The following is a 19,663-nucleotide window of genomic DNA, read 5'->3' on the forward strand; positions in this document are numbered from 1 at the left end:
CGTCTTATTGATTAACTCCATTTGTTTTTGATTAGGGAAGATACGAAACTTAAACGCCTTTTTAACTAACATGATTTCACCTCGCTTTATAGGAACGCACGTTCTAATTTTACCATAACAGTGAGTGTTTTGGCTATCGCCAACCGCCATTCATCTCCCCCTTATCGCTGAGCTAAAGCTCAGCACCCGCTTGAAGAGGGAGTCTTCTGTCGGATAAAGATAAAAAAACCGCCTGGATTTTGACCCCCCCGGCGGTTTTTGGATTATTTAGGTATTTTAATTGTCAGCTGGATATATTCTTCAAATTCTTCTTCTTCTGTATTTATATTGACGCCGCTGTCAGACACCATGGTAAGAGACTGCCTGATCGTATTCATGGCAATCCTGGTGTCCCGGCTGAAGGCTTTGCGCTTGGGCTTGGGTTTAGGTTTGCTGTTTTCCAGCAGTTTGACGACCCGGTCTTCAGTTTGTTTAACATTCAGCTGCTTTTCAAGGATTTCCTGAAGAAGTTTCATTTGAAGCTCCGGGTGTTTTAAAGGAATTAAGGCGCGGGCATGACGTTCCGTAATGGCCTTTTGCAGCAGCGCATCCTGAACTTCCTGTGGAAGCTTTAACAGGCGAAGCTTGTTGGCAACAGTTGACTGGCCTTTGCCAAGCCTCTGGGCAAGAGCTTCCTGTGTCAGCTGATGCAGTTCAAGAAGTTTTGCATATGCTATTGCTTCTTCAATGGCTGAAAGTTCCTCACGCTGAAGATTTTCAATTAATGCAACAGATGCTGTTTCTTTATCATTAAATTCCTTTATAATGGCAGGAATTGTTTCCCAGCCAAGCTTCTGAACAGCCCGCCATCTTCTTTCCCCTGCAATCAGCTCGTACTGCCCGTCAACGAGCCGTACGACGATAGGCTGAATAATCCCATGGGTACGAATGGTCATGGAAAGTTCTTCAATTTTCTGATCAACAAACACAGTGCGCGGCTGAAAACGGTTAGGAACAATATCAAGAACGGGAATTTGTTTTACTTCTTCTTTTCCGTCATCTTCCTGGCTGCTTGTCCCCAATTCAACTTCTGCCTCTTCTTCTTTCTCTCCTATCCCAAAAAAACGAGAGAATGGATGCTTCATGATCCTACACCACCTTTAAAAACTACCAACTTATTATTTCGCTGTCCCGCTCTGTTCTCCTTCTATTGTCCCTAAAACCACCATCATTTTCAATGTGTTATTTTTCAGGAAATAGGAGACTTGTTAGGAGTACCCGGTTTTCTCGGATATGCTTTTGGTGTTTCTTTGGTTTTCTCTATCACAATCATCGTTCGTTCACTTTCCTCGACAGGGAGGACAAAAGACTTGATGGAAGCTACTTTGCCGCCCAATACAGCAATGGCTTTTTCCCCTTCTGCCAGCTCACTTTCTGCTGAAGCTGCTTTCATTGCAACAAAATGGCCTCCCTGCTTCACGAGAGGAAGGCAGAGCTCGCTCAGTACTGATAGACGGGCTACCGCGCGGGCTGTCACTACATCAAAGCTTTGGCGGTGCAGTTTATTCTGGCCGAATGTTTCAGCTCTGTCATGAAAGAGGTTCACATTCAAAAGCCCCAGTTCAGAAACAAGATGGTTCAGGAAAGAAATTCTTTTGTTTAATGAATCGACAATTGAAATTGTTAAGTGGGGAAAGCAGATTTTAATGGGAAGGCTGGGAAAGCCTGCTCCCGCCCCAACATCACATATTGACAGCTTCTTGCTGAAATCGAAATAAAATGCTGCTGAAATGGAATCGTAAAAATGCTTTAAGTATACATCTTCTTTTTCCGTAATTGATGTAAGATTCATTTTTTCATTCCATTCTACCAGCAATTCATAATATGTTTCAAACTGCTGCAGCTGGACGGGAGACAGGGTAATGCCCTTCTCCAATAATATGGCTTGAAATTTGGCTGTATCCATTATTCAGACCTTTCTTTTTTTATTCGTTGCTCACCCGGGCTATTCTTCCTTGCTCTAAATATACAAGCAGAATTGAAACATCAGCAGGGTTCACTCCGGCAATTCTTGATGCCTGTGCAACAGACAGCGGACGCACCTCTTTCAGCTTTTGCCTGGCTTCAGATGCAAGGCCGCTGATGGCATCATAATCAATATTCTCCGGTACTTTTTTGTTTTCCATTTTCTTTAGTCTTTCCACTTGCTGAAGCGACTTCTCAATATACCCTTGGTATTTCACTTGAATTTCCACCTGCTCCGCAACTTCAGGATCAACGGATTGACTTGCTGGCGCCAGCTGATGGATGTGCTCATATTTAACTTCCGGACGTTTCAGCAGGTCAATCGCCTTCATTCCGTCCTTCAGTTCGCTTCCTCCGATGGACCGGATCAGCTCCTGCGTTTCTTCATTCGGCTTGATCATGACAGCGCTCAGTCTCTGCCTCTCCACTTCAATCGCGTCTTTTTTATCAAGAAATTTTGCGTAGCGCTCTTCTGAAATAAGTCCGATGCTGCGGCCGGTTTCGGTCAGCCTCATATCAGCATTATCGTGACGGAGAAGAAGGCGGTATTCAGCTCTGGATGTAAGCAGGCGGTACGGTTCATTCGTTCCCTTTGTAACAAGGTCATCAATCAGCACACCGATATAAGCATCAGAACGGCTTAGTATAACTTCCTCGCGTCCGAGTGCTTTTTGGGCAGCATTGATTCCAGCCATCAAGCCTTGTCCTGCTGCCTCTTCATAACCGGACGTGCCATTGATTTGTCCCGCTGTGTACAGACCCGGCACTTTCTTCGTTTCAAGAGTCGGCCATAGCTGTGTCGGTACAATGGAATCATACTCAATCGCATATCCCGCTCTCATCATTTGTGCTTTTTCAAGCCCTGGAATTGACTGCAGTATTTTCACCTGCACATCTTCAGGAAGGCTTGTTGACAGTCCCTGTACATATACTTCCTGTGTGTTGCGTCCTTCAGGCTCCAGGAAAATCTGATGGCGCGGTTTGTCATTAAAGCGGACAACCTTGTCTTCAATGGACGGGCAGTAGCGGGGTCCTGTTCCCTTAATCATTCCGGAAAACATCGGGGAACGGTGAAGATTGTCATCTATAATCTGGTGCGTCTTCGTGCTCGTGTACGTCAGCCAGCATGGAAGCTGGTCAGTAATAAATTTTGTTGTTTCATAAGAAAATGCCCTCGGCTCTTCATCGCCCGGCTGAATTTCTGTTTTTGAGTAATCAATTGTTTCACCTTTTACTCTCGGCGGTGTACCCGTTTTAAATCTTACCAGATCAAAGCCCAGTTCGGCGAGATGATCAGATAATTTAATGGATGGCTGCTGATTGTTCGGACCGCTTGAGTAGGATAACTCACCAAGGATAATCTGGCCTTTTAGAAATGTTCCCGTTGTGATAACCACTGATTTGGAGCGGTATTCTGCACCTGTCTGGGTAATCACGCCTCTGCATTCCCCGTCTTCAACGATGAGCCGCTCGACCATTCCCTGCATGAGCGTAAGGTTTTCTTCCTTCTCCATCGTTTTCTTCATTTCATGCTGATAGGTAAATTTATCTGCCTGTGCCCGCAATGCTCTGACAGCAGGGCCTTTTCCTGTATTCAGCATCCTCATTTGAATATAGGTTTTATCAATATTTCTAGCCATTTCTCCGCCAAGCGCATCAATTTCCCGTACAACAATACCTTTTGCAGGACCTCCTACGGAAGGGTTGCAGGGCATGTATGCAATCATGTCGAGATTGATGGTGATAACGAGTGTTTTTGCGCCGATTCTTGCAGAAGCCAATGCCGCTTCCGTTCCTGCATGCCCTGCGCCAATGATAATGACATCAAAGTCTCCGCCTTTGTATCCCATATTGCTTTCCTCCTTATTATATTGTTATTTTCCTAGACAAAATTGCGAAAAGAGCTGATCAATTAAGCTTTCGTGTACCGAGTCTCCGATTATTTCGCCAAGCAGCTCCCAGCATCTCGTCATATCTATCTGCACCATATCAACAGGCAGGCCGTTTTCTACTCCAGTGAGCACATCATTTACAGCCATATCCGCCTGTCCGAGCAGTGCAATATGCCTTGAATTAGATACATATGTTAAATCTCCAGTCTGCACGCTGCCTTCAAAGAACAAAGCACTGATGGACTCTTCCAGTTCATCCAGCCCTTGCTCTTCCAATATGGATGTGGTCACAACCGGGCGGCTGCCCGCCAGCTCCCTGATCCGGGAAAGATCAATTTTTTGCGGCAGATCTGTTTTGTTGACTATCACGATAATATCCATTCCCTTGACAGCTTCAAATAGCTGCTCATCGTCGCTTGAGAGCTCCTCATTATGATTGAGCACCAGCAGGATGAGGTCGGCCTCCTTCAGCACCTGTCTGGATTTTTCAACACCAATTTTTTCTACAATGTCCTCCGTCTCACGGATACCTGCTGTATCAACTAGCTTAAGAGGCACTCCTCTTACATTGACATATTCCTCAATGACGTCTCTCGTCGTGCCGGGAATGTCTGTTACAATCGCTTTATTTTCCTGTATCAGGCTGTTCAGAAGGGATGACTTCCCTACATTCGGCCTTCCAATAATCACTGTCGCAAGTCCTTCCCGCAGGATTTTCCCCTGCTGAGAGGTTTGCAGCAGCTTTGAGATTTCGCTTTTAATATACTCAGCTTTTTCCACCAGAACCTGCTGCGTCATTTCTTCAACGTCGTCATATTCTGGATAATCTATATTCACTTCCACAATAGCAAGTGTTTCGAGAATTTCCTGGCGCAGCGTGGCAATCAGCCTTGAGAGCCGACCCTCCATTTGCCCAAGAGCTACATTCATGGCGCGGTCTGTTTTTGCCCGTATTAAATCCATCACCGCTTCAGCTTGAGACAGGTCAATTCGGCCGTTCAAAAATGCTCTTTTTGTGAACTCTCCCGGCTCTGCCAGACGGGCGCCCTGATTTAATACAAGCTGAAGCACACGATTGACTGTTACCAGACCTCCGTGACAGTTAATTTCTACTACATCTTCTCTCGTAAATGTTCTGGGGCCTTTCATAATGGAAACCATGACTTCTTCAACAATTTGCTGAGTGCGGGGATCTATTAAATGTCCATAATGTATGGTGTGCGAGGGAACTTCAAGCAGGCTTTTCTCCACAGGCGCCTTGAAAATCTTATTGATGATGGGAACAGCTTCATCCCCGCTTAATCTGACGATTGCGATGGCTCCTTCACCCATTGGGGTTGATATCGCAGCAATTGTGTCAAATTCCATTGTGCTCACCTGCCTTTTTCATTGTGTGTTTATATCTATAGAAAAGAAACAGCTTACTTTCAATTACCAAAATTTAAAGATAGCATAGGTTATTTTAAAAGGAAAGAAATTTTATCCACATCGTCATAATGCCCTTATATTTTAACTTATCCACATGTGAATAACAATATTTCAGGAGTTCTTTATCCTATCAGTATGGCCTTAATAGCTAAAAGGAAAACTTGCTGATTCAGAATGGTTTCCGATCCGCCATCCAGGGTATCCTCAGCAACAGAAACACAAAAAACACTGCTGATCATTTATCAGCAGTGTTGATTTTTCTAAGCTTTGGAGAAATAACTATATGCCTTTTGCTGCCTTCTCCTTCTGAGCAGGTAGTAATTTGTTTTTCAGAAGCCAGTGCACCATGAATAATTTTTCTCTCATTTGCCGGCATCGGCTCCAGAGCAACCCGTTTTTTAGTGGCAATTGCCTGGCGGGCGAGTTTTTCAGCGAGCTGAATGAGTGTTTCTTCTCTCCGTTGCCGGTAGTTTTCAGCATCCACCGTCACATGAATATAATGACTTGAGTTTTTATTGGCTGCCAGCTGGGTGAGATACTCCAAGGAATTCAGAGTTTGTCCCCTTTTGCCAATTAACACAGCGACTTTTTCACCGGTTATCTGAAAGCTGATGTTTCTTCCATCCTTTTTGCTCTCCACTTTTGCAGCAACACCCATTTTATCCAGAACACTTTCAAGAAAAGCCTGTGCTTCTTTGATCGGATCCACAAGCACTGATACATTAACAACTGCCGGCTTTTGCCCGAAAATACCCAGAAAACCTTTTTTACCTTCATTGATTACTTCAATTTCAACTTCTTCTATTGAAGCTTCCAATTTCATAAGGGCCTTCTCTACTGCATCATCGACTGTAAGCCCGGTAGCAGTTAATTGTTTCACTTTTTAGCTCCTCCTGATTGTTCAACAGCCGGCTTGATTTGAGGTCCATTAATAAAGAAAGTCTGCACAATCATGAACAAGTTCCCTACTACCCAGTACAATGAAAGAGCTGCCGGGAATGTAACAGCAAAAACAACAATCATAATCGGCATTAAGTAAAGCAACATCGCCATCTGCGGATTTTGATTTGCAGTTCCAGCCATCATCATTTTTTGCTGAATGAATGTCGTAATACCTGCAACGACCGGAAGTATAAAGTAAGGATCTCTCTCCCCCAGGTCAAACCAAAGGAAGTTATGATTTGCAATTTCCTGAGTTCTCATAATTGCATGGTAAAAACCGATCAAAATCGGCATTTGTACAAGCAGCGGAAAACAGCCTGCAAGCGGATTAACATTGTTCTTTTGGAAAAGCCCCATTGTTTCCTGCTGCAGTTTTTGCTGCGTTTTCTGATCTTTGGAGCTGTACTTTTCACGAAGCTTCTGCATTTCCGGCTGAAGAGCCTGCATCGCTTTTGAATTTCTCATTTGCTTAATCATAAGCGGCAATATAGCCAAACGCAGAATTAATGTAACAATGATGATAGCCACACCATAGTTGTCACCCGTTAAATCTGCAAAGTAGGTAATAAGCCAAGATAAAGGATAAACAATATATGAATTCCAGAACCCTTCACTTTCAGGCGTTATCGGCTGGTTAACTTCGGTACAGCCTGATAAGACTGCAACTAAGCCGATTAATCCTGCTATTAACATTATTCGCCTTTTCAACCGTATTTCCTCCTAACACGTAAATAACCTATACTCTCACTGCCCATGCTGTAAAATCTGCAGACTGAGTTCAGTACAGTTTGTATTTTAACATCTTTTAACCTTGTAATGGGCAAGTTTTAATAGAAAGAATTTCTGCAGTTTTCGGCATGAACTTCTATTTTTTCTGCTTGAACATTTCTCCCCGCTTTAATACATGAATCAAGCTCTTTTTAACCTCGCTGTAATCCATTTCTGCGGCGGGTTTTCTCGCAATGATAATATAGTCCCTTCCTGTGAGGAGATTTTCTTTTTCCTCAAGCAGGACCTGGCGGATCAGCCGCTTTATTCTGTTTCTTGTCACGGCATTGCCAAGCTTTTTGCTTACCGAAAGACCAATCCTGAATTCTTTCTCTTCAGGCTGAATAAGTGAATACACCACAAATTGCCTGTTAGCCATAGACTTTCCTTTTTTAAAGACAGTCTGAAAATCTTCATTTTTCTTAATTCTATTTTTCTTTCTCATTCTTTTCACTCCGGTCAAGAAATCAAGCTGTCGCTTTTTTCACCATCATTATGCCTGTTCCTGTCAGGAATTAAACTGCAATCTATTTTTAAGCTTATTAAGCCTTTTATCTGGTAGTAATACTTTTTCCGGCTGGCTGTAAGGGAAGACGGATGCCCGGCTGCATTGAATATCCTTGACATCAACAGGAGGCGGGGCGGATCCTCTTCTCTTTTGCAGCCTTCCGCTTTTCACTTTCTTTCATAGTAAAAAAGACCACTGACATTGTTCAGTGGCCTATGCGGATAATACTTTTCTTCCTTTACGACGACGACGAGCCAAAACGTTGCGTCCGTTTTTAGAGCTCATGCGGCTGCGGAAACCATGCACCTTGCTATGCTTACGCTTATTTGGTTGGTAAGTTCTTTTCATTCTATTACACCTCCCTGAGGAATAGCTGTTAAAGACAGTCTTTCTAATTATAGAGAGAACTTCTTATATTGTCAACTTAATAAAAAAGTTTACTGTATCCATAAATCAAGAGTTTCAAAGGCATTTTGCATCAGTGATCTGCAACTTCTCCATATTACCACATCCGAAGAAAATCTTCTTGTACATTTTTTGGTTTTTTAAAGTTTGTGGATAGATTTTCGACATATTTTTCTTATCCACACCCTTTATCGACAAGTTTTTCACAGAATTCCCTCTTGTGGACATTTATTTTCAACAGCATGTCTTCTATGTGGATAAGTTTGAGATTGCCATTGCAACACTGGGTTAAATTTGATATTATATTTGTGTTTTCACTCTTAATAAATACCTGATACGATTTTTTATCCACAATCTGTGGATAAACTGTGGAAAATTATAAACAGTGTGTGTAAGAGATTATCCACATATAGTGAATTTTGTCGAAAAGACGCTTTTCTACTATATTATATAGTTTTCAACATATAAGCAAGAACGCATAAACATACACTGTCATTTTGAGGGTGTACAAACATTGTACAACCATGTCTGTTTATTAGTTGGCAAAGGAGGGACAAATAAAATATGGAGAATATCGAGGAGTTATGGAGCAAGGCTTTGGTAGAAATCCAAAAAAAATTAAGCAAGCCCAGTTTTGATACTTGGCTGAAATCCACGAAGGCCCACAGCCTGCAGGGTGATACTCTAACCATTACCGCTCCAACCGATTTTGCAAGGGACTGGCTCGAAACTAGATATCTTCCCTTAATTGCAAACACGATTTATAATCTGACCGGCGAAGAACTGGCAATCAGATTCATTATTCCGCAAAACCAGGATGAGGATGACTTCATGCCTAAAGGACCCATTAAGCAAGTGTCCAAACAGGATGAAGAACCAGCAGACCTCCCCCAAAATGTACTTAATTCAAAATATACTTTTGATACATTTGTTATCGGTTCGGGAAACAGATTCGCGCATGCTGCTTCATTAGCTGTGGCTGAAGCCCCGGCAAAAGCTTATAACCCCCTATTTATTTATGGAGGCGTTGGGCTTGGCAAAACCCATCTAATGCATGCGATTGGACATTATGTAATTGATCATAATCCTTCTGCTAAAGTTGTTTACTTATCATCAGAAAAATTCACAAATGAATTCATTAACTCCATTCGGGACAATAAAGCTGTCGATTTTCGAAATAAATATCGCAATGTGGATGTTCTGCTTATTGATGATATTCAGTTTCTTGCCGGAAAAGAACAGACGCAGGAAGAATTTTTCCACACATTTAATACGCTTCATGAAGAAAGCAAGCAGATTATCATTTCAAGCGACCGGCCTCCAAAAGAAATACCTACGCTGGAAGACCGGCTGCGTTCCAGGTTTGAATGGGGTCTGATAACAGATATTACTCCTCCGGATCTTGAAACAAGGATTGCGATTCTGCGTAAAAAAGCCAAAGCTGAAGGCTTGGATATTCCTAATGAAGTCATGCTTTATATTGCCAATCAAATAGATTCCAATATCCGTGAACTTGAAGGTGCACTTATTCGTGTTGTCGCTTATTCTTCCCTTATTAACAAGGATATTAATGCTGATTTGGCAGCAGAAGCATTGAAAGATATTATTCCAAGCTCAAAGCCGAGGATTATCAGAATTCAGGATATTCAGAGAGTGGTCGGACAGCAGTACAATGTGAAACTGGAAGATTTTAAGGCGAAGAAACGTACAAAATCAGTCGCTTTTCCGCGGCAGATTGCGATGTATCTGTCCAGGGAGCTGACGGATTCTTCATTGCCCAAGATTGGGGAAGAATTCGGAGGAAGGGACCATACAACCGTCATTCACGCCCATGAAAAAATCTCAAAGATGCTTCAGGTTGATGAAGTTCTTCAAAAGCAATTGAAGGATATTCAGGAAACGTTGAAGAGCTCTTAATTGTTAACAATGTGAATAACAGTGCTCAACTCATACACAGGCTGTCCACATGTGGATAGGCTGTGTTTGCTTTCTGTTTCAGGGGTTATCCACAAATCCACAGGCCCTACTAGTACTTCTATTACTTTTTTTATTAAATAAAATATAAATATATGCCTATAAAATGAAATTATAACCCTGACATAAAAGGAGGATTTTCATGAAGTTCGTAATTCAAAAAGACAAACTTGTTCAAAGCGTGCAGGACGTAATGAAAGCTGTTTCCAGCAGAACCACCATTCCTATCTTGACCGGTATCAAAATAACCGCAGGAGAAGATGGCGTCACCATGACGGGAAGCGACTCTGACATTTCTATCGAATCCTTTATCCCCTCTGAAGAAGACGGACGAGTAAATGTTGAAACCCAGATATCCGGAAGTATCGTGCTGCAGGCCAGGTTTTTCAGCGAAATCGTAAGAAAACTCCCAATGGACACTGTTGAACTTGAAGTGGGACACCATTTTATGACTGTCATCCGTTCAGGCAAGGCAGAATTCAACTTAAATGGACTTGATGCAGAAGAATATCCGCATCTGCCCCAAATTGAAGAAAACAATAAATTTCAAATTCCGAACGACCTGCTGAAAACAATGATCAGGCAGACTGTCTTTGCGGTATCCACTTCAGAAACACGCCCGATCCTGACAGGAGTTAACTGGAAGATTGAGAATGGAGAGCTGGTTTGCATTGCCACAGACAGCCACAGACTTGCTTTAAGAAAAGCGCCGCTTGAAACAGCAGTGGAAGGAACTCACAATGTAGTGATTCCAGGGAAAAGCTTGAGCGAGTTAAGTAAAATTCTTGATGACAGCAATGACTCAATCGATATTGTTATGACGGAAAATCAGGTGCTGTTTAAAGCAAAGAATGTCTTGTTCTATTCCAGGCTGCTGGATGGAAGCTATCCTGATACAGCAAGGCTCATCCCTAACGAAAGCAAAACAGAGATTGTCGTTCATACGAAGGAATTTCTTCAGGCAATTGACCGTGCATCTCTTCTTGCAAAAGAAGGCCGCAACAATGTAGTAAAGTTATCCACTGTGGATAACAGTTATGTTGAGATATCCTCCAATACACCAGAGATCGGAAAAGTCATTGAAGAAGTGCAGACGCAGAGTGTTATAGGAGAAGAATTGAAAATATCTTTTAGTGCAAAATATATGATGGATGCATTAAAGGCATTGGAAGGTACTGAAATTGGCATAAGTTTTACAGGTGCAATGAGACCGTTCTTAATCCGGACACCCGGAGATGACACGATTCTGCAGCTGATTCTGCCTGTAAGAACGTACTGAACCGGATGAGCAGCTACTAGAAACAGAACTAGTAGCTTCTTTTCTTTTCATAAGTCAGGTACAATAAATTAATATGACTGAAAGAGAGCGATGAAGATGTCCACAGTAAAAATTGAAACAGAGTACATTACATTGGGGCAGTTTTTGAAACTGGCGGATATTATCCAAAGCGGGGGAACTGCAAAATGGTTTTTGCAGGAGTATGAAGTATTCATCAACGGCGAGCTTGATACCCGCAGAGGAAGAAAGCTGAAACATGGCGACAAGGTGGAAATACCCGAGGTCGGCAGCTTCACCATAACCAATTAAGTTGGTGTTATCTTGTTTATTAAAGAATTGAAGCTAACTCATTATCGTAATTATGAAACACAGACAGTTCAGTTTGAAAATAAAGTCAATGTGATCCTTGGAGAAAATGCCCAGGGAAAAACAAACATGATGGAAGCCATATACGTGCTTGCGATGGCAAAATCCCACCGGACTTCAAATGATAAAGATCTTATCCGATGGGATCAGGAATATGCTAAAATAGAAGGCAGGATCCAAAAACATAACAGCACAGTTCCAATGCAGCTTGTGATTTCCAAAAAGGGAAAAAAGGCAAAGGTCAATCATATTGAACAGCAAAAGCTCAGCCAGTATGTTGGGGCGATGAACGTCATTATGTTTGCTCCCGAGGATTTGAATCTTGTAAAAGGAAATCCCCAAGTGCGCAGAAAGTTCATAGACATGGAAATCGGCCAGGTCTCAGCTGTATATCTTCATGAGCTGAGCCGGTATCAAAAACTGCTTCAGCAGAGAAATCATTATTTAAAAGGGCTTCAAACCAAAAGGCAGACGGACAGGACAATGCTTGAAGTATTAACCTCACAACTGTCTGAAACTGCTGGCAAGCTTCTGATCAAGCGGATGCAGTTTGTTGCACAGCTTGAAAAATGGGCACAGCCGATTCATTTTGGCATCAGCAGGGGACTTGAAACTTTAACAATTCAATATAAATCATCGATTGAGGTATTAGAAGAACAGGACTTGTCGAAAATAATAGCAGCATATCTTGAGAAGTTTGATAAAATAAAAGAGAAGGAAATAGAGCGGGGCGTTACTTTGGCAGGCCCGCACCGGGATGATCTTGTCTTTTTTGTAAATGGCCGTGACGTGCAGACATTCGGTTCGCAGGGTCAGCAGCGCACCACAGCTCTTTCTCTCAAGCTTGCAGAGATTGACCTAATCTATGATGAGATTGGAGAGTACCCAATTCTCCTTCTTGACGATGTTTTATCTGAACTCGATGATTTTCGCCAGTCTCATCTTCTGAACACCATACAGGGGAAGGTCCAGACATTTGTGACAACCACAAGTGTTGAAGGAATAGACCACCAGACACTGAAGGATGCGGCCACATACTACGTTGTGAACGGCAGCCTGGCCAATATGGAAGAACAGGAGTGATCCAGTTGTATATCCATTTGGGAGAAAACTTTATCCTCCCTTCCAAAGAAGTTGTCATGATACTCGACTGCCAATCCTTGGAGGATTCGCAAATTGCACAGGAGTTCCTGAGCAAACAAAGCAAGCAAAGCGTGAAGCTTTCAGAAATGAAGCCAAAATCAGTCGTCATTACTAAGGGAAAAATCTACTTTTCCCCCTTAACATCCTCAACGCTGAAAAAAAGAGCGCGAATGTCCTTTGACGCAGATTTGCAAACCAGCTATTCCGTATTGAAATAATATTGTTGTTTACGGCCACCTTGCCGATTATATATATACTTATCACATGAGTGGAGCGCAGCTGAATGAACATGTTCTGCGTTCTTAAGAAAAACTTATTAAATAAACTTTTTGCATGTTCTAGAAAAGTGTAGGTGATGAATATGTCGATGGAACAAAAACAAATGGAACAGCAAGCATATGATGAAAGTCAAATACAGGTACTTGAAGGTCTTGAGGCAGTTCGAAAAAGGCCTGGTATGTATATCGGGTCAACGAGTACAAAAGGTCTTCACCACTTAGTCTGGGAAATTGTTGACAACAGTATCGATGAAGCACTTGCCGGATACTGCGATGAAATCAATGTGGCAATCGAAGAAGATAACAGCATTTCTGTCAGGGACAATGGACGCGGAATTCCCGTTGGAATACATGAGAAGATGGGAAGGCCGGCTGTTGAAGTTATCATGACTGTTCTGCATGCCGGAGGAAAATTCGGCGGCGGCGGATATAAAGTTTCCGGGGGACTTCATGGTGTTGGTGCTTCTGTAGTGAACGCATTATCCACCATCCTGGAAGTAAGAGTTCACCGTGATGAAAAAGTCCACTATCAAAAGTTTGAGCGCGGTGTTCCTGCGGAAGATTTAAAGGTCATTGGTGAAACAGATGTAACTGGTACAATCATTCACTTTAAGCCGGATCCTGAAATTTTCACAGAAACACTCGAATATGAATATGACATCCTTGCGAACCGTCTTCGTGAGCTTGCCTTCCTTAACAGAGGCATCAAAATCACAATTGAAGACAAACGTGAAAATAAACGCAAAAACGACTACTACTATGAGGGCGGCATCAAGTCATATGTTGAGCATCTGAACAGAACACGAGAGGTCGTTCATGACGAGCCTGTTTATGTAGAAGGTGCAAAAGAAGGAATTACCGTGGAAGTTGCTCTTCAGTACAATGACAGCTACACAAGTAATATCTACTCTTTTGCAAATAATATTCACACTTATGAGGGCGGAACACATGAAGCAGGTTTCAAAACCTCGCTGACAAGAGTCATCAACGATTATGCCCGCAAAAACGGCATGATCAAAGAAAGTGATGCAAATCTGTCAGGGGAAGATGTCAGGGAAGGCTTGACAGCAATTATTTCCATCAAGCATCCTGACCCTCAATTTGAAGGACAAACGAAAACAAAGCTTGGAAACTCTGAAGCAAGAACTATTACAGATGCGGTATTCTCCAGTACTTTTGAAACATTTCTGCTCGAAAACCCGGCAATTGCCAGAAAGATTGTTGAAAAAGGCTTAATGGCTGCCAGAGCGCGTCTTGCTGCAAAAAAAGCAAGAGAGCTGACGAGACGAAAAAGTGCATTGGAGATCTCCAATCTGCCAGGAAAGCTCGCAGACTGTTCCTCAAAAGATCCGAAAATCTGTGAATTGTACGTGGTAGAGGGAGACTCTGCCGGAGGTTCGGCAAAACAGGGTAGGGACCGTCATTTTCAGGCCATTCTTCCGCTGCGGGGAAAAATCATCAACGTAGAAAAAGCGCGCCTGGATAAAATTCTTTCCAACAATGAGGTTAGGGCGATTATCACTGCCCTTGGAACTGGAATTGGCGAAGATTTTGACATATCCAAAGCACGCTATCATAAAATTGTGATTATGACAGATGCTGATGTAGACGGAGCCCATATCCGTACATTGCTTTTGACATTCTTCTACCGCTATATGAGAGAAATTATTGAAAAAGGCTATATTTATATTGCGCAGCCGCCACTATATAAAGTACAGCAGGGCAAACGCATCGAGTATGCCTACAACGAGAGAGAGCTGGAAAGAATCATGGCTGAGATACCTCAGCAGCCTAAACCGGGCTTACAGCGGTATAAAGGTCTAGGGGAAATGAATCCCGGACAGCTCTGGGAAACAACTATGAATCCCGATTCACGCACCCTGCTGCAAGTGACACTTGAAGATGCCATTGAGGCAGGCGATACATTTGAAATTTTAATGGGCGATAAAGTTGAACCAAGAAGAAACTTTATTGAGGAAAATGCCCGCTATGTAAAAAACCTAGATATTTAATTCAGGAGAGGGAGAGTTCCCTCTTCTTTTATTTTTATGAATACCTTCTGGCCAAACGCCCAATACAATGATTTGTCCCGTGCATATGGTGATGGTATAAGGAAATCACCTATATGTATGCGGGAGGTTCAATATGAACTACGGACATTTTCAGGAACAAGATCAGAGAATCAGGCCGTTTGGTTTTGGCAGGCCGATTGGATTCGGAAGACCATTTGGGTTCGGCAGGCCGTTTGGGTTCGGCAGGCCGTTTGGTTATGGGTTTGGAGGACCATTTTTGGGCTATGGACTTGGTCTGCCGCTTGGATTTGCCGGCGGACTTGCAGCAGGAGTACTTCTGAATCCGTACTACGGACCATACCCTTATGGCCCTTACTGGTAATAAGTAACACTCGGAAAATCCGGGTGTTTTTACATAAAAATGCCTGACTATTGAAATTTCCATCAAATTGAGGTGTATTGTCCTCTTATTATTGATATAATGGAGAATAGACTAAATTGTTCATATTCATAGCTACTTAAATTATTTTATATAAAAATCGGAGATAGTTTTTCACCTAACTCCCATACCAATAAATTTTCAGGGAGGTCACTATAGTATGTCTGAAAATAATATGTCTTCAGTAAAAGAAATAAATATCAGCCAGGAAATGAGAACTTCCTTTCTTGATTATGCAATGAGTGTTATTGTATCCCGGGCGCTTCCGGATGTAAGAGACGGATTAAAACCTGTTCACAGGAGAATTCTCTATGCAATGAATGATCTTGGTATGACAAGCGACAAGCCTTTTAAAAAGTCTGCACGTATCGTCGGCGAAGTAATCGGGAAATATCACCCGCATGGAGACTCGGCTGTTTACGATACGATGGTAAGGATGGCGCAGGACTTTAACTTCCGCTATATGCTTGTAGACGGGCATGGAAACTTCGGTTCTGTAGATGGAGATGCGGCAGCTGCCATGCGTTACACAGAAGCGCGCATGTCCAAGATTTCAATGGAACTTATCAGGGATATTAATAAAGATACCATTGATTATCAAGACAATTATGATGGCTCAGAACGTGAACCAGTTGTACTTCCAGCAAGATTCCCTAACCTCTTAGTGAATGGAGCTGCCGGAATTGCGGTAGGAATGGCAACAAATATTCCGCCTCATCAGCTTGGAGAAATTATCGATGGTGTACTTGCTGTCAGCCAAGACCCAGAGCTTTCTATAGCAGAATTAATGGAGATCATTCCAGGTCCGGATTTCCCAACTTCCGGTCAAATTCTTGGCAGAAGCGGAATCAGGAAAGCCTATGAAACAGGGCGAGGTTCCATTACCATCCGTGCGAAGGTGGAAATAGAAGAAAAAGCATCAGGAAAACAGGTTATTCTTGTTCATGAGCTCCCTTATCAGGTAAATAAGGCCAGGCTGATTGAAAAAATTGCTGATCTCGTAAGGGACAAGAAGATTGATGGCATTACAGATCTTCGTGATGAGTCAGACCGAAACGGAATGCGGATTGTCATTGAAGTAAGAAGAGATGCGAATGCCAACGTTCTTTTGAATAATTTGTACAAGCAGACAGCTCTCCAGACAAGTTTTGGAATCAACATGCTTGCACTCGTTGACGGCCAGCCGAAGGTATTGAACCTCAAGCAGTGCCTGCAGTACTACCTTGATCATCAGGTAGTAGTCATTAAGAGAAGAACGGCATTCGAACTCAGAAAAGCTGAAGCAAGAGCCCATATTCTTGAAGGGCTGCGCGTTGCGCTTGATCATCTAGATGAAGTCATCAGCCTGATTCGCAGCTCGCAAACTGCTGAGATTGCCCGCACAGGATTAATGGAACAGTTTTCTCTAACTGACAAACAGTCACAGGCAATCCTGGATATGAGGCTTCAGCGTTTAACGGGACTTGAAAGAGAGAAAATTGAAGAAGAGTACCAAGGTCTTGTTCAGCTGATAGCCGAATTAAAAGCAATTCTAGCTGATGAAGAAAAAGTGCTTGAAATCATCCGCGAGGAGCTGCAGGAAATTAAAGAGCGCTTTAATGACGGCAGAAGAACAGAAATTATTACGAGCGGCATTGAGGCCATTGAAGATGAAGATCTCATTCCGCGGGAAAATATTGTCCTGACTCTTACTCACAACGGCTACATCAAGCGTCTTCCTATCTCAACGTACCGCAGCCAGAAGCGGGGAGGAAGAGGGATACAGGGCATGGGCACAAACGAGAATGATTTTGTTCAGCAGCTGCTGACAACATCAACTCATGATACAATTCTCTTCTTTACTAACAAAGGGAAAGTATACCGTACAAAAGGATATGAAATACCTGAGTTTGGCCGTACGGCAAAAGGCCTTCCGCTCGTCAACCTTTTAGAGGTGGAAAAAGGCGAATGGGTAAATGCGATTATTCCGGTTTCTGAATTTGCTGATGACTGGTATTTATTCTTTACCACGAAAACGGGCATTTCAAAACGAACTCCGCTTTCACAATTCTCCAACATCCGGAACAGCGGCTTGATTGCAGTTAATCTTCGTGAAAATGATGAGCTGATCTCAGTCCGCCTGACAGACGGATCTAAAGAAATGGTGATTGGAACTAAAAATGGCTTGCTGATCAGATTCCCTGAAAATGATGTAAGGCCGATGGGAAGAACAGCAACTGGCGTCAAAGGCATCAATCTCGATTCTGAAGATGAAGTAGTGGGTATGGAGATACTTGAAGAAGATGAAGATGTTCTGATTGTCACAAGAAACGGCTACGGTAAGCGTACGTCCGCTGATGAATACAGAAGACAAAGCCGCGGAGGCAAAGGTCTAAAAACGTGCAATATCACTGATAAGAATGGAACGGTAGTCTCTGTCAAAACAGCATCAGGCGCTGAAGATCTTATGCTGATTACGGCGAGCGGCGTGCTCATACGAATGGACATTGATGGCATCTCAAAAATGGGACGAAACACGCAGGGTGTGAAATTGATCCGCCTTGATGAAAATGTCCACGTTGCGACAGTAGCATTGGTTGAAAAAGAAGAAGAAAAACTAGAAGAGCTTGAAGAACTGGCTGAAGAGGAATTGTTAAACGAAGAAGCAGAACCGTTAAACGAAACTGATGAAACCTAATTAGAAAACCCGGCATCCCGCCGGGTTTTTATTTTTGACTTTACTTGTTTAGAAAAGCTGGATAAACGTCCTTGTGAAAAACAAATATGTAAAAATTGAGAAATTTGTCATGTTTTTACTTAAAAGATGATTTATAATAGTACAAAAGGAGGGTATGCGCGATGAAAGTCGAATTATATCAGATACAGGAAGGCAGCATTGCTGCTGAAGATGTTTTTTTGCAGTCACAGTATCCGCTGCTCTTGAAGGATACCGTTATAGATGAAAACATTCTATCTATTCTAAAGATGTTCATGGTAAAAGAACTGGAGATAGAATCATACCTGGTTTCAGGTGAACCAGTCCGCAGCACATCAGGTGCATCCACAAAAGAAAATAAGCAAATAAGAGAGACGGAAGAAAGTAGTAAAGCCGCAGACTTCAGCTTTTCAAAGGCATACGAAGCTGCACTCAGTGAATACCAAAATCTATTTGCAGGCTGGCAGGCAGGCGCCCGTATAGATATTAGCAAAGTAAGGCAGTTTCTAATTCCTCTAATAGATCTGGGGCTGGCTAACAATGAAGACATTCTTAAAATGCATTTTCTTTCAAATTCGGAAGACTATATTTATCACCACTCATTGTCAGTAGCATTGCTGAGCTCACTTCTTGCAAAAAAACTGGACTATCAGCAGGGAGATATCTATCAGGTTGCGTTTGGCGGTTTTTTTGCTGATTGCGGCATGGCCAGAATTCCTTCTTCCATCCTATCGAAAAAAGCCGCTCTGACTGAACAGGAATATAAAGAAGTAAAGCAGCACCCGGTATTAAGCTACAAAATGCTGAAAGACGTACCTGCACTGCAAGAAGGGGCAAAGCTGGCAGCTTTGCAGCATCACGAAAAAATGGACGGAAGCGGCTATCCTCTTGGAATCAAAGGCCAAAAGCTCCATCCTTTCAGCAAAATAGTAGCTTTATCAGACTCATTTCAGGCTATGGTATCAGCCAGAAGCTACAGAAGAAAAGAATCTCCATTCAAAGCACTGGAAGAAATTCTGCATGCAGAGTTTGGCCGCTATGACCTGACAGCAGTCAATATGCTGAAAAAGGAACTGATGAAAATATCGACAGGAAGCCGCGTCATGCTGTCTGATGGATCAAAGGCTGAAATTGTATTTATAGAGGAAAATTTACCGACAAGGCCAATAATTAAGCTTGAAAGCGAGTCGATCATACATTTGAAAGATAAGCCGGAACTATACATAGAAGCAATCTTAAAATAGAGCAAAAAAATGCTCTTTTTTTTATTGATTTTTTTAAAAGATCCTGATATACTTCTTTAAGTCAGCTTGTTGGTTAAACATTATTTAAAAATAGTTGTTGACACATACGGTTGATACATGATATATTAATAAAGTCGCCTCTGAGGCGCAAACAGTTCTTTGAAAACTAAACAAAGCAGAACGTCAACGTCAACGTTAAATGTTTTAATTTTTTACTATGAGCAAGTCAAACAATCTTATTGGAGAGTTTGATCCTGGCTCAGGACGAACGCTGGCGGCGTGCCTA

Annotated in this window: 18 protein-coding genes; 9 read left to right on the forward strand and 9 right to left on the reverse strand. The window is 42.4% G+C overall.

The window, feature by feature from the left end; genetic code table 11:
* From GJU40_RS21405 to rpmH, 9 genes are all read right to left on the reverse strand, one after another.
* The coding region (locus GJU40_RS21405; RefSeq protein ID WP_343031614.1) for a helix-turn-helix domain-containing protein at positions 1 to 150 on the reverse strand (150 nt) is incomplete at its 3' end.
* Between the two features lie 113 nt (positions 151 to 263).
* A complete protein-coding gene (noc, locus tag GJU40_RS18015) occupies positions 264 to 1,124 on the reverse strand; it encodes a nucleoid occlusion protein (protein ID WP_154309451.1) in 861 nt (286 codons plus the stop codon).
* 104 nt (positions 1,125 to 1,228) lie between these two features.
* Complete coding sequence (rsmG, locus tag GJU40_RS18020; protein ID WP_154309452.1) at positions 1,229 to 1,945, reverse strand: 16S rRNA (guanine(527)-N(7))-methyltransferase RsmG; 717 nt, start codon at positions 1,943 to 1,945, stop codon at positions 1,229 to 1,231.
* 19 nt (positions 1,946 to 1,964) lie between these two features.
* Positions 1,965 to 3,854, reverse strand: coding sequence for a tRNA uridine-5-carboxymethylaminomethyl(34) synthesis enzyme MnmG (gene mnmG / locus GJU40_RS18025; RefSeq protein WP_154309453.1), 1,890 nt, complete (start codon positions 3,852 to 3,854; stop codon positions 1,965 to 1,967).
* Positions 3,855 to 3,878: 24 nt separating this feature from the next.
* On the reverse strand, positions 3,879 to 5,264 hold the full coding sequence (gene mnmE / locus GJU40_RS18030) for a tRNA uridine-5-carboxymethylaminomethyl(34) synthesis GTPase MnmE (RefSeq protein ID WP_154309454.1): 1,386 nt from the start codon (positions 5,262 to 5,264) through the stop codon (positions 3,879 to 3,881).
* A gap of 295 nt (positions 5,265 to 5,559) precedes the next feature.
* Entirely contained in the window at positions 5,560 to 6,204 is a 645-nt protein-coding gene (gene jag / locus GJU40_RS18035) for an RNA-binding cell elongation regulator Jag/EloR (protein WP_343031613.1), read from the reverse strand.
* Positions 6,201 to 6,974, reverse strand: a complete 774-nt coding sequence (spoIIIJ, locus tag GJU40_RS18040) for a YidC family membrane integrase SpoIIIJ (RefSeq protein WP_154309455.1) — start codon at positions 6,972 to 6,974, stop codon at positions 6,201 to 6,203. Before spoIIIJ ends, jag begins: the two co-directional genes overlap by 4 nt.
* A gap of 157 nt (positions 6,975 to 7,131) precedes the next feature.
* Positions 7,132 to 7,479 carry a ribonuclease P protein component gene (rnpA, locus tag GJU40_RS18045; RefSeq protein WP_154309456.1) on the reverse strand — a complete coding sequence of 116 codons (348 nt, stop codon included), beginning with the start codon at positions 7,477 to 7,479 and terminating at the stop codon, positions 7,132 to 7,134.
* 276 nt (positions 7,480 to 7,755) lie between these two features.
* On the reverse strand, positions 7,756 to 7,890 hold the full coding sequence (gene rpmH / locus GJU40_RS18050) for a 50S ribosomal protein L34 (RefSeq protein WP_154309457.1): 135 nt from the start codon (positions 7,888 to 7,890) through the stop codon (positions 7,756 to 7,758).
* Positions 7,891 to 8,511: 621 nt separating this feature from the next.
* Here rpmH and dnaA point away from each other — a divergent pair.
* The 9 genes from dnaA to GJU40_RS18095 all read left to right on the forward strand — a co-directional run bounded on the left by dnaA (position 8,512) and on the right by GJU40_RS18095 (position 19,377).
* The gene (dnaA, locus tag GJU40_RS18055) at positions 8,512 to 9,864 is read left to right on the forward strand and encodes a chromosomal replication initiator protein DnaA (protein ID WP_154309458.1); all 1,353 of its coding nucleotides are present in this window, start codon (positions 8,512 to 8,514) and stop codon (positions 9,862 to 9,864) included.
* 199 nt (positions 9,865 to 10,063) lie between these two features.
* Positions 10,064 to 11,200 carry a DNA polymerase III subunit beta gene (dnaN, locus tag GJU40_RS18060; protein WP_154309459.1) on the forward strand — a complete coding sequence of 379 codons (1,137 nt, stop codon included), beginning with the start codon at positions 10,064 to 10,066 and terminating at the stop codon, positions 11,198 to 11,200.
* 96 nt (positions 11,201 to 11,296) lie between these two features.
* Positions 11,297 to 11,509, forward strand: a complete 213-nt coding sequence (gene yaaA / locus GJU40_RS18065; protein ID WP_212029897.1) for a S4 domain-containing protein YaaA — start codon at positions 11,297 to 11,299, stop codon at positions 11,507 to 11,509.
* 12 nt (positions 11,510 to 11,521) lie between these two features.
* Entirely contained in the window at positions 11,522 to 12,649 is a 1,128-nt protein-coding gene (recF, locus tag GJU40_RS18070; protein ID WP_154309461.1) for a DNA replication/repair protein RecF, read from the forward strand.
* Between the two features lie 5 nt (positions 12,650 to 12,654).
* Positions 12,655 to 12,927 carry an extracellular matrix regulator RemB gene (remB, locus tag GJU40_RS18075; RefSeq protein WP_154309462.1) on the forward strand — a complete coding sequence of 91 codons (273 nt, stop codon included), beginning with the start codon at positions 12,655 to 12,657 and terminating at the stop codon, positions 12,925 to 12,927.
* 149 nt (positions 12,928 to 13,076) lie between these two features.
* Positions 13,077 to 14,999: a DNA topoisomerase (ATP-hydrolyzing) subunit B gene (gene gyrB / locus GJU40_RS18080; RefSeq protein WP_154309467.1), complete on the forward strand. Its 1,923-nt coding sequence runs from the start codon at positions 13,077 to 13,079 to the stop codon at positions 14,997 to 14,999.
* Between the two features lie 133 nt (positions 15,000 to 15,132).
* Entirely contained in the window at positions 15,133 to 15,381 is a 249-nt protein-coding gene (locus tag GJU40_RS18085; protein ID WP_154309463.1) for a hypothetical protein, read from the forward strand.
* Positions 15,382 to 15,598: 217 nt separating this feature from the next.
* Positions 15,599 to 18,115 carry a DNA gyrase subunit A gene (gene gyrA / locus GJU40_RS18090; protein WP_154309464.1) on the forward strand — a complete coding sequence of 839 codons (2,517 nt, stop codon included), beginning with the start codon at positions 15,599 to 15,601 and terminating at the stop codon, positions 18,113 to 18,115.
* A gap of 161 nt (positions 18,116 to 18,276) precedes the next feature.
* Positions 18,277 to 19,377, forward strand: a complete 1,101-nt coding sequence (locus GJU40_RS18095; protein WP_154309465.1) for an HD-GYP domain-containing protein — start codon at positions 18,277 to 18,279, stop codon at positions 19,375 to 19,377.
* Positions 19,378 to 19,663 lie beyond the last annotated feature (286 nt).

The organism is Metabacillus lacus (assembly GCF_009674805.1).
Lineage (GTDB): Bacteria > Bacillota > Bacilli > Bacillales > Bacillaceae > Metabacillus_C > Metabacillus_C lacus.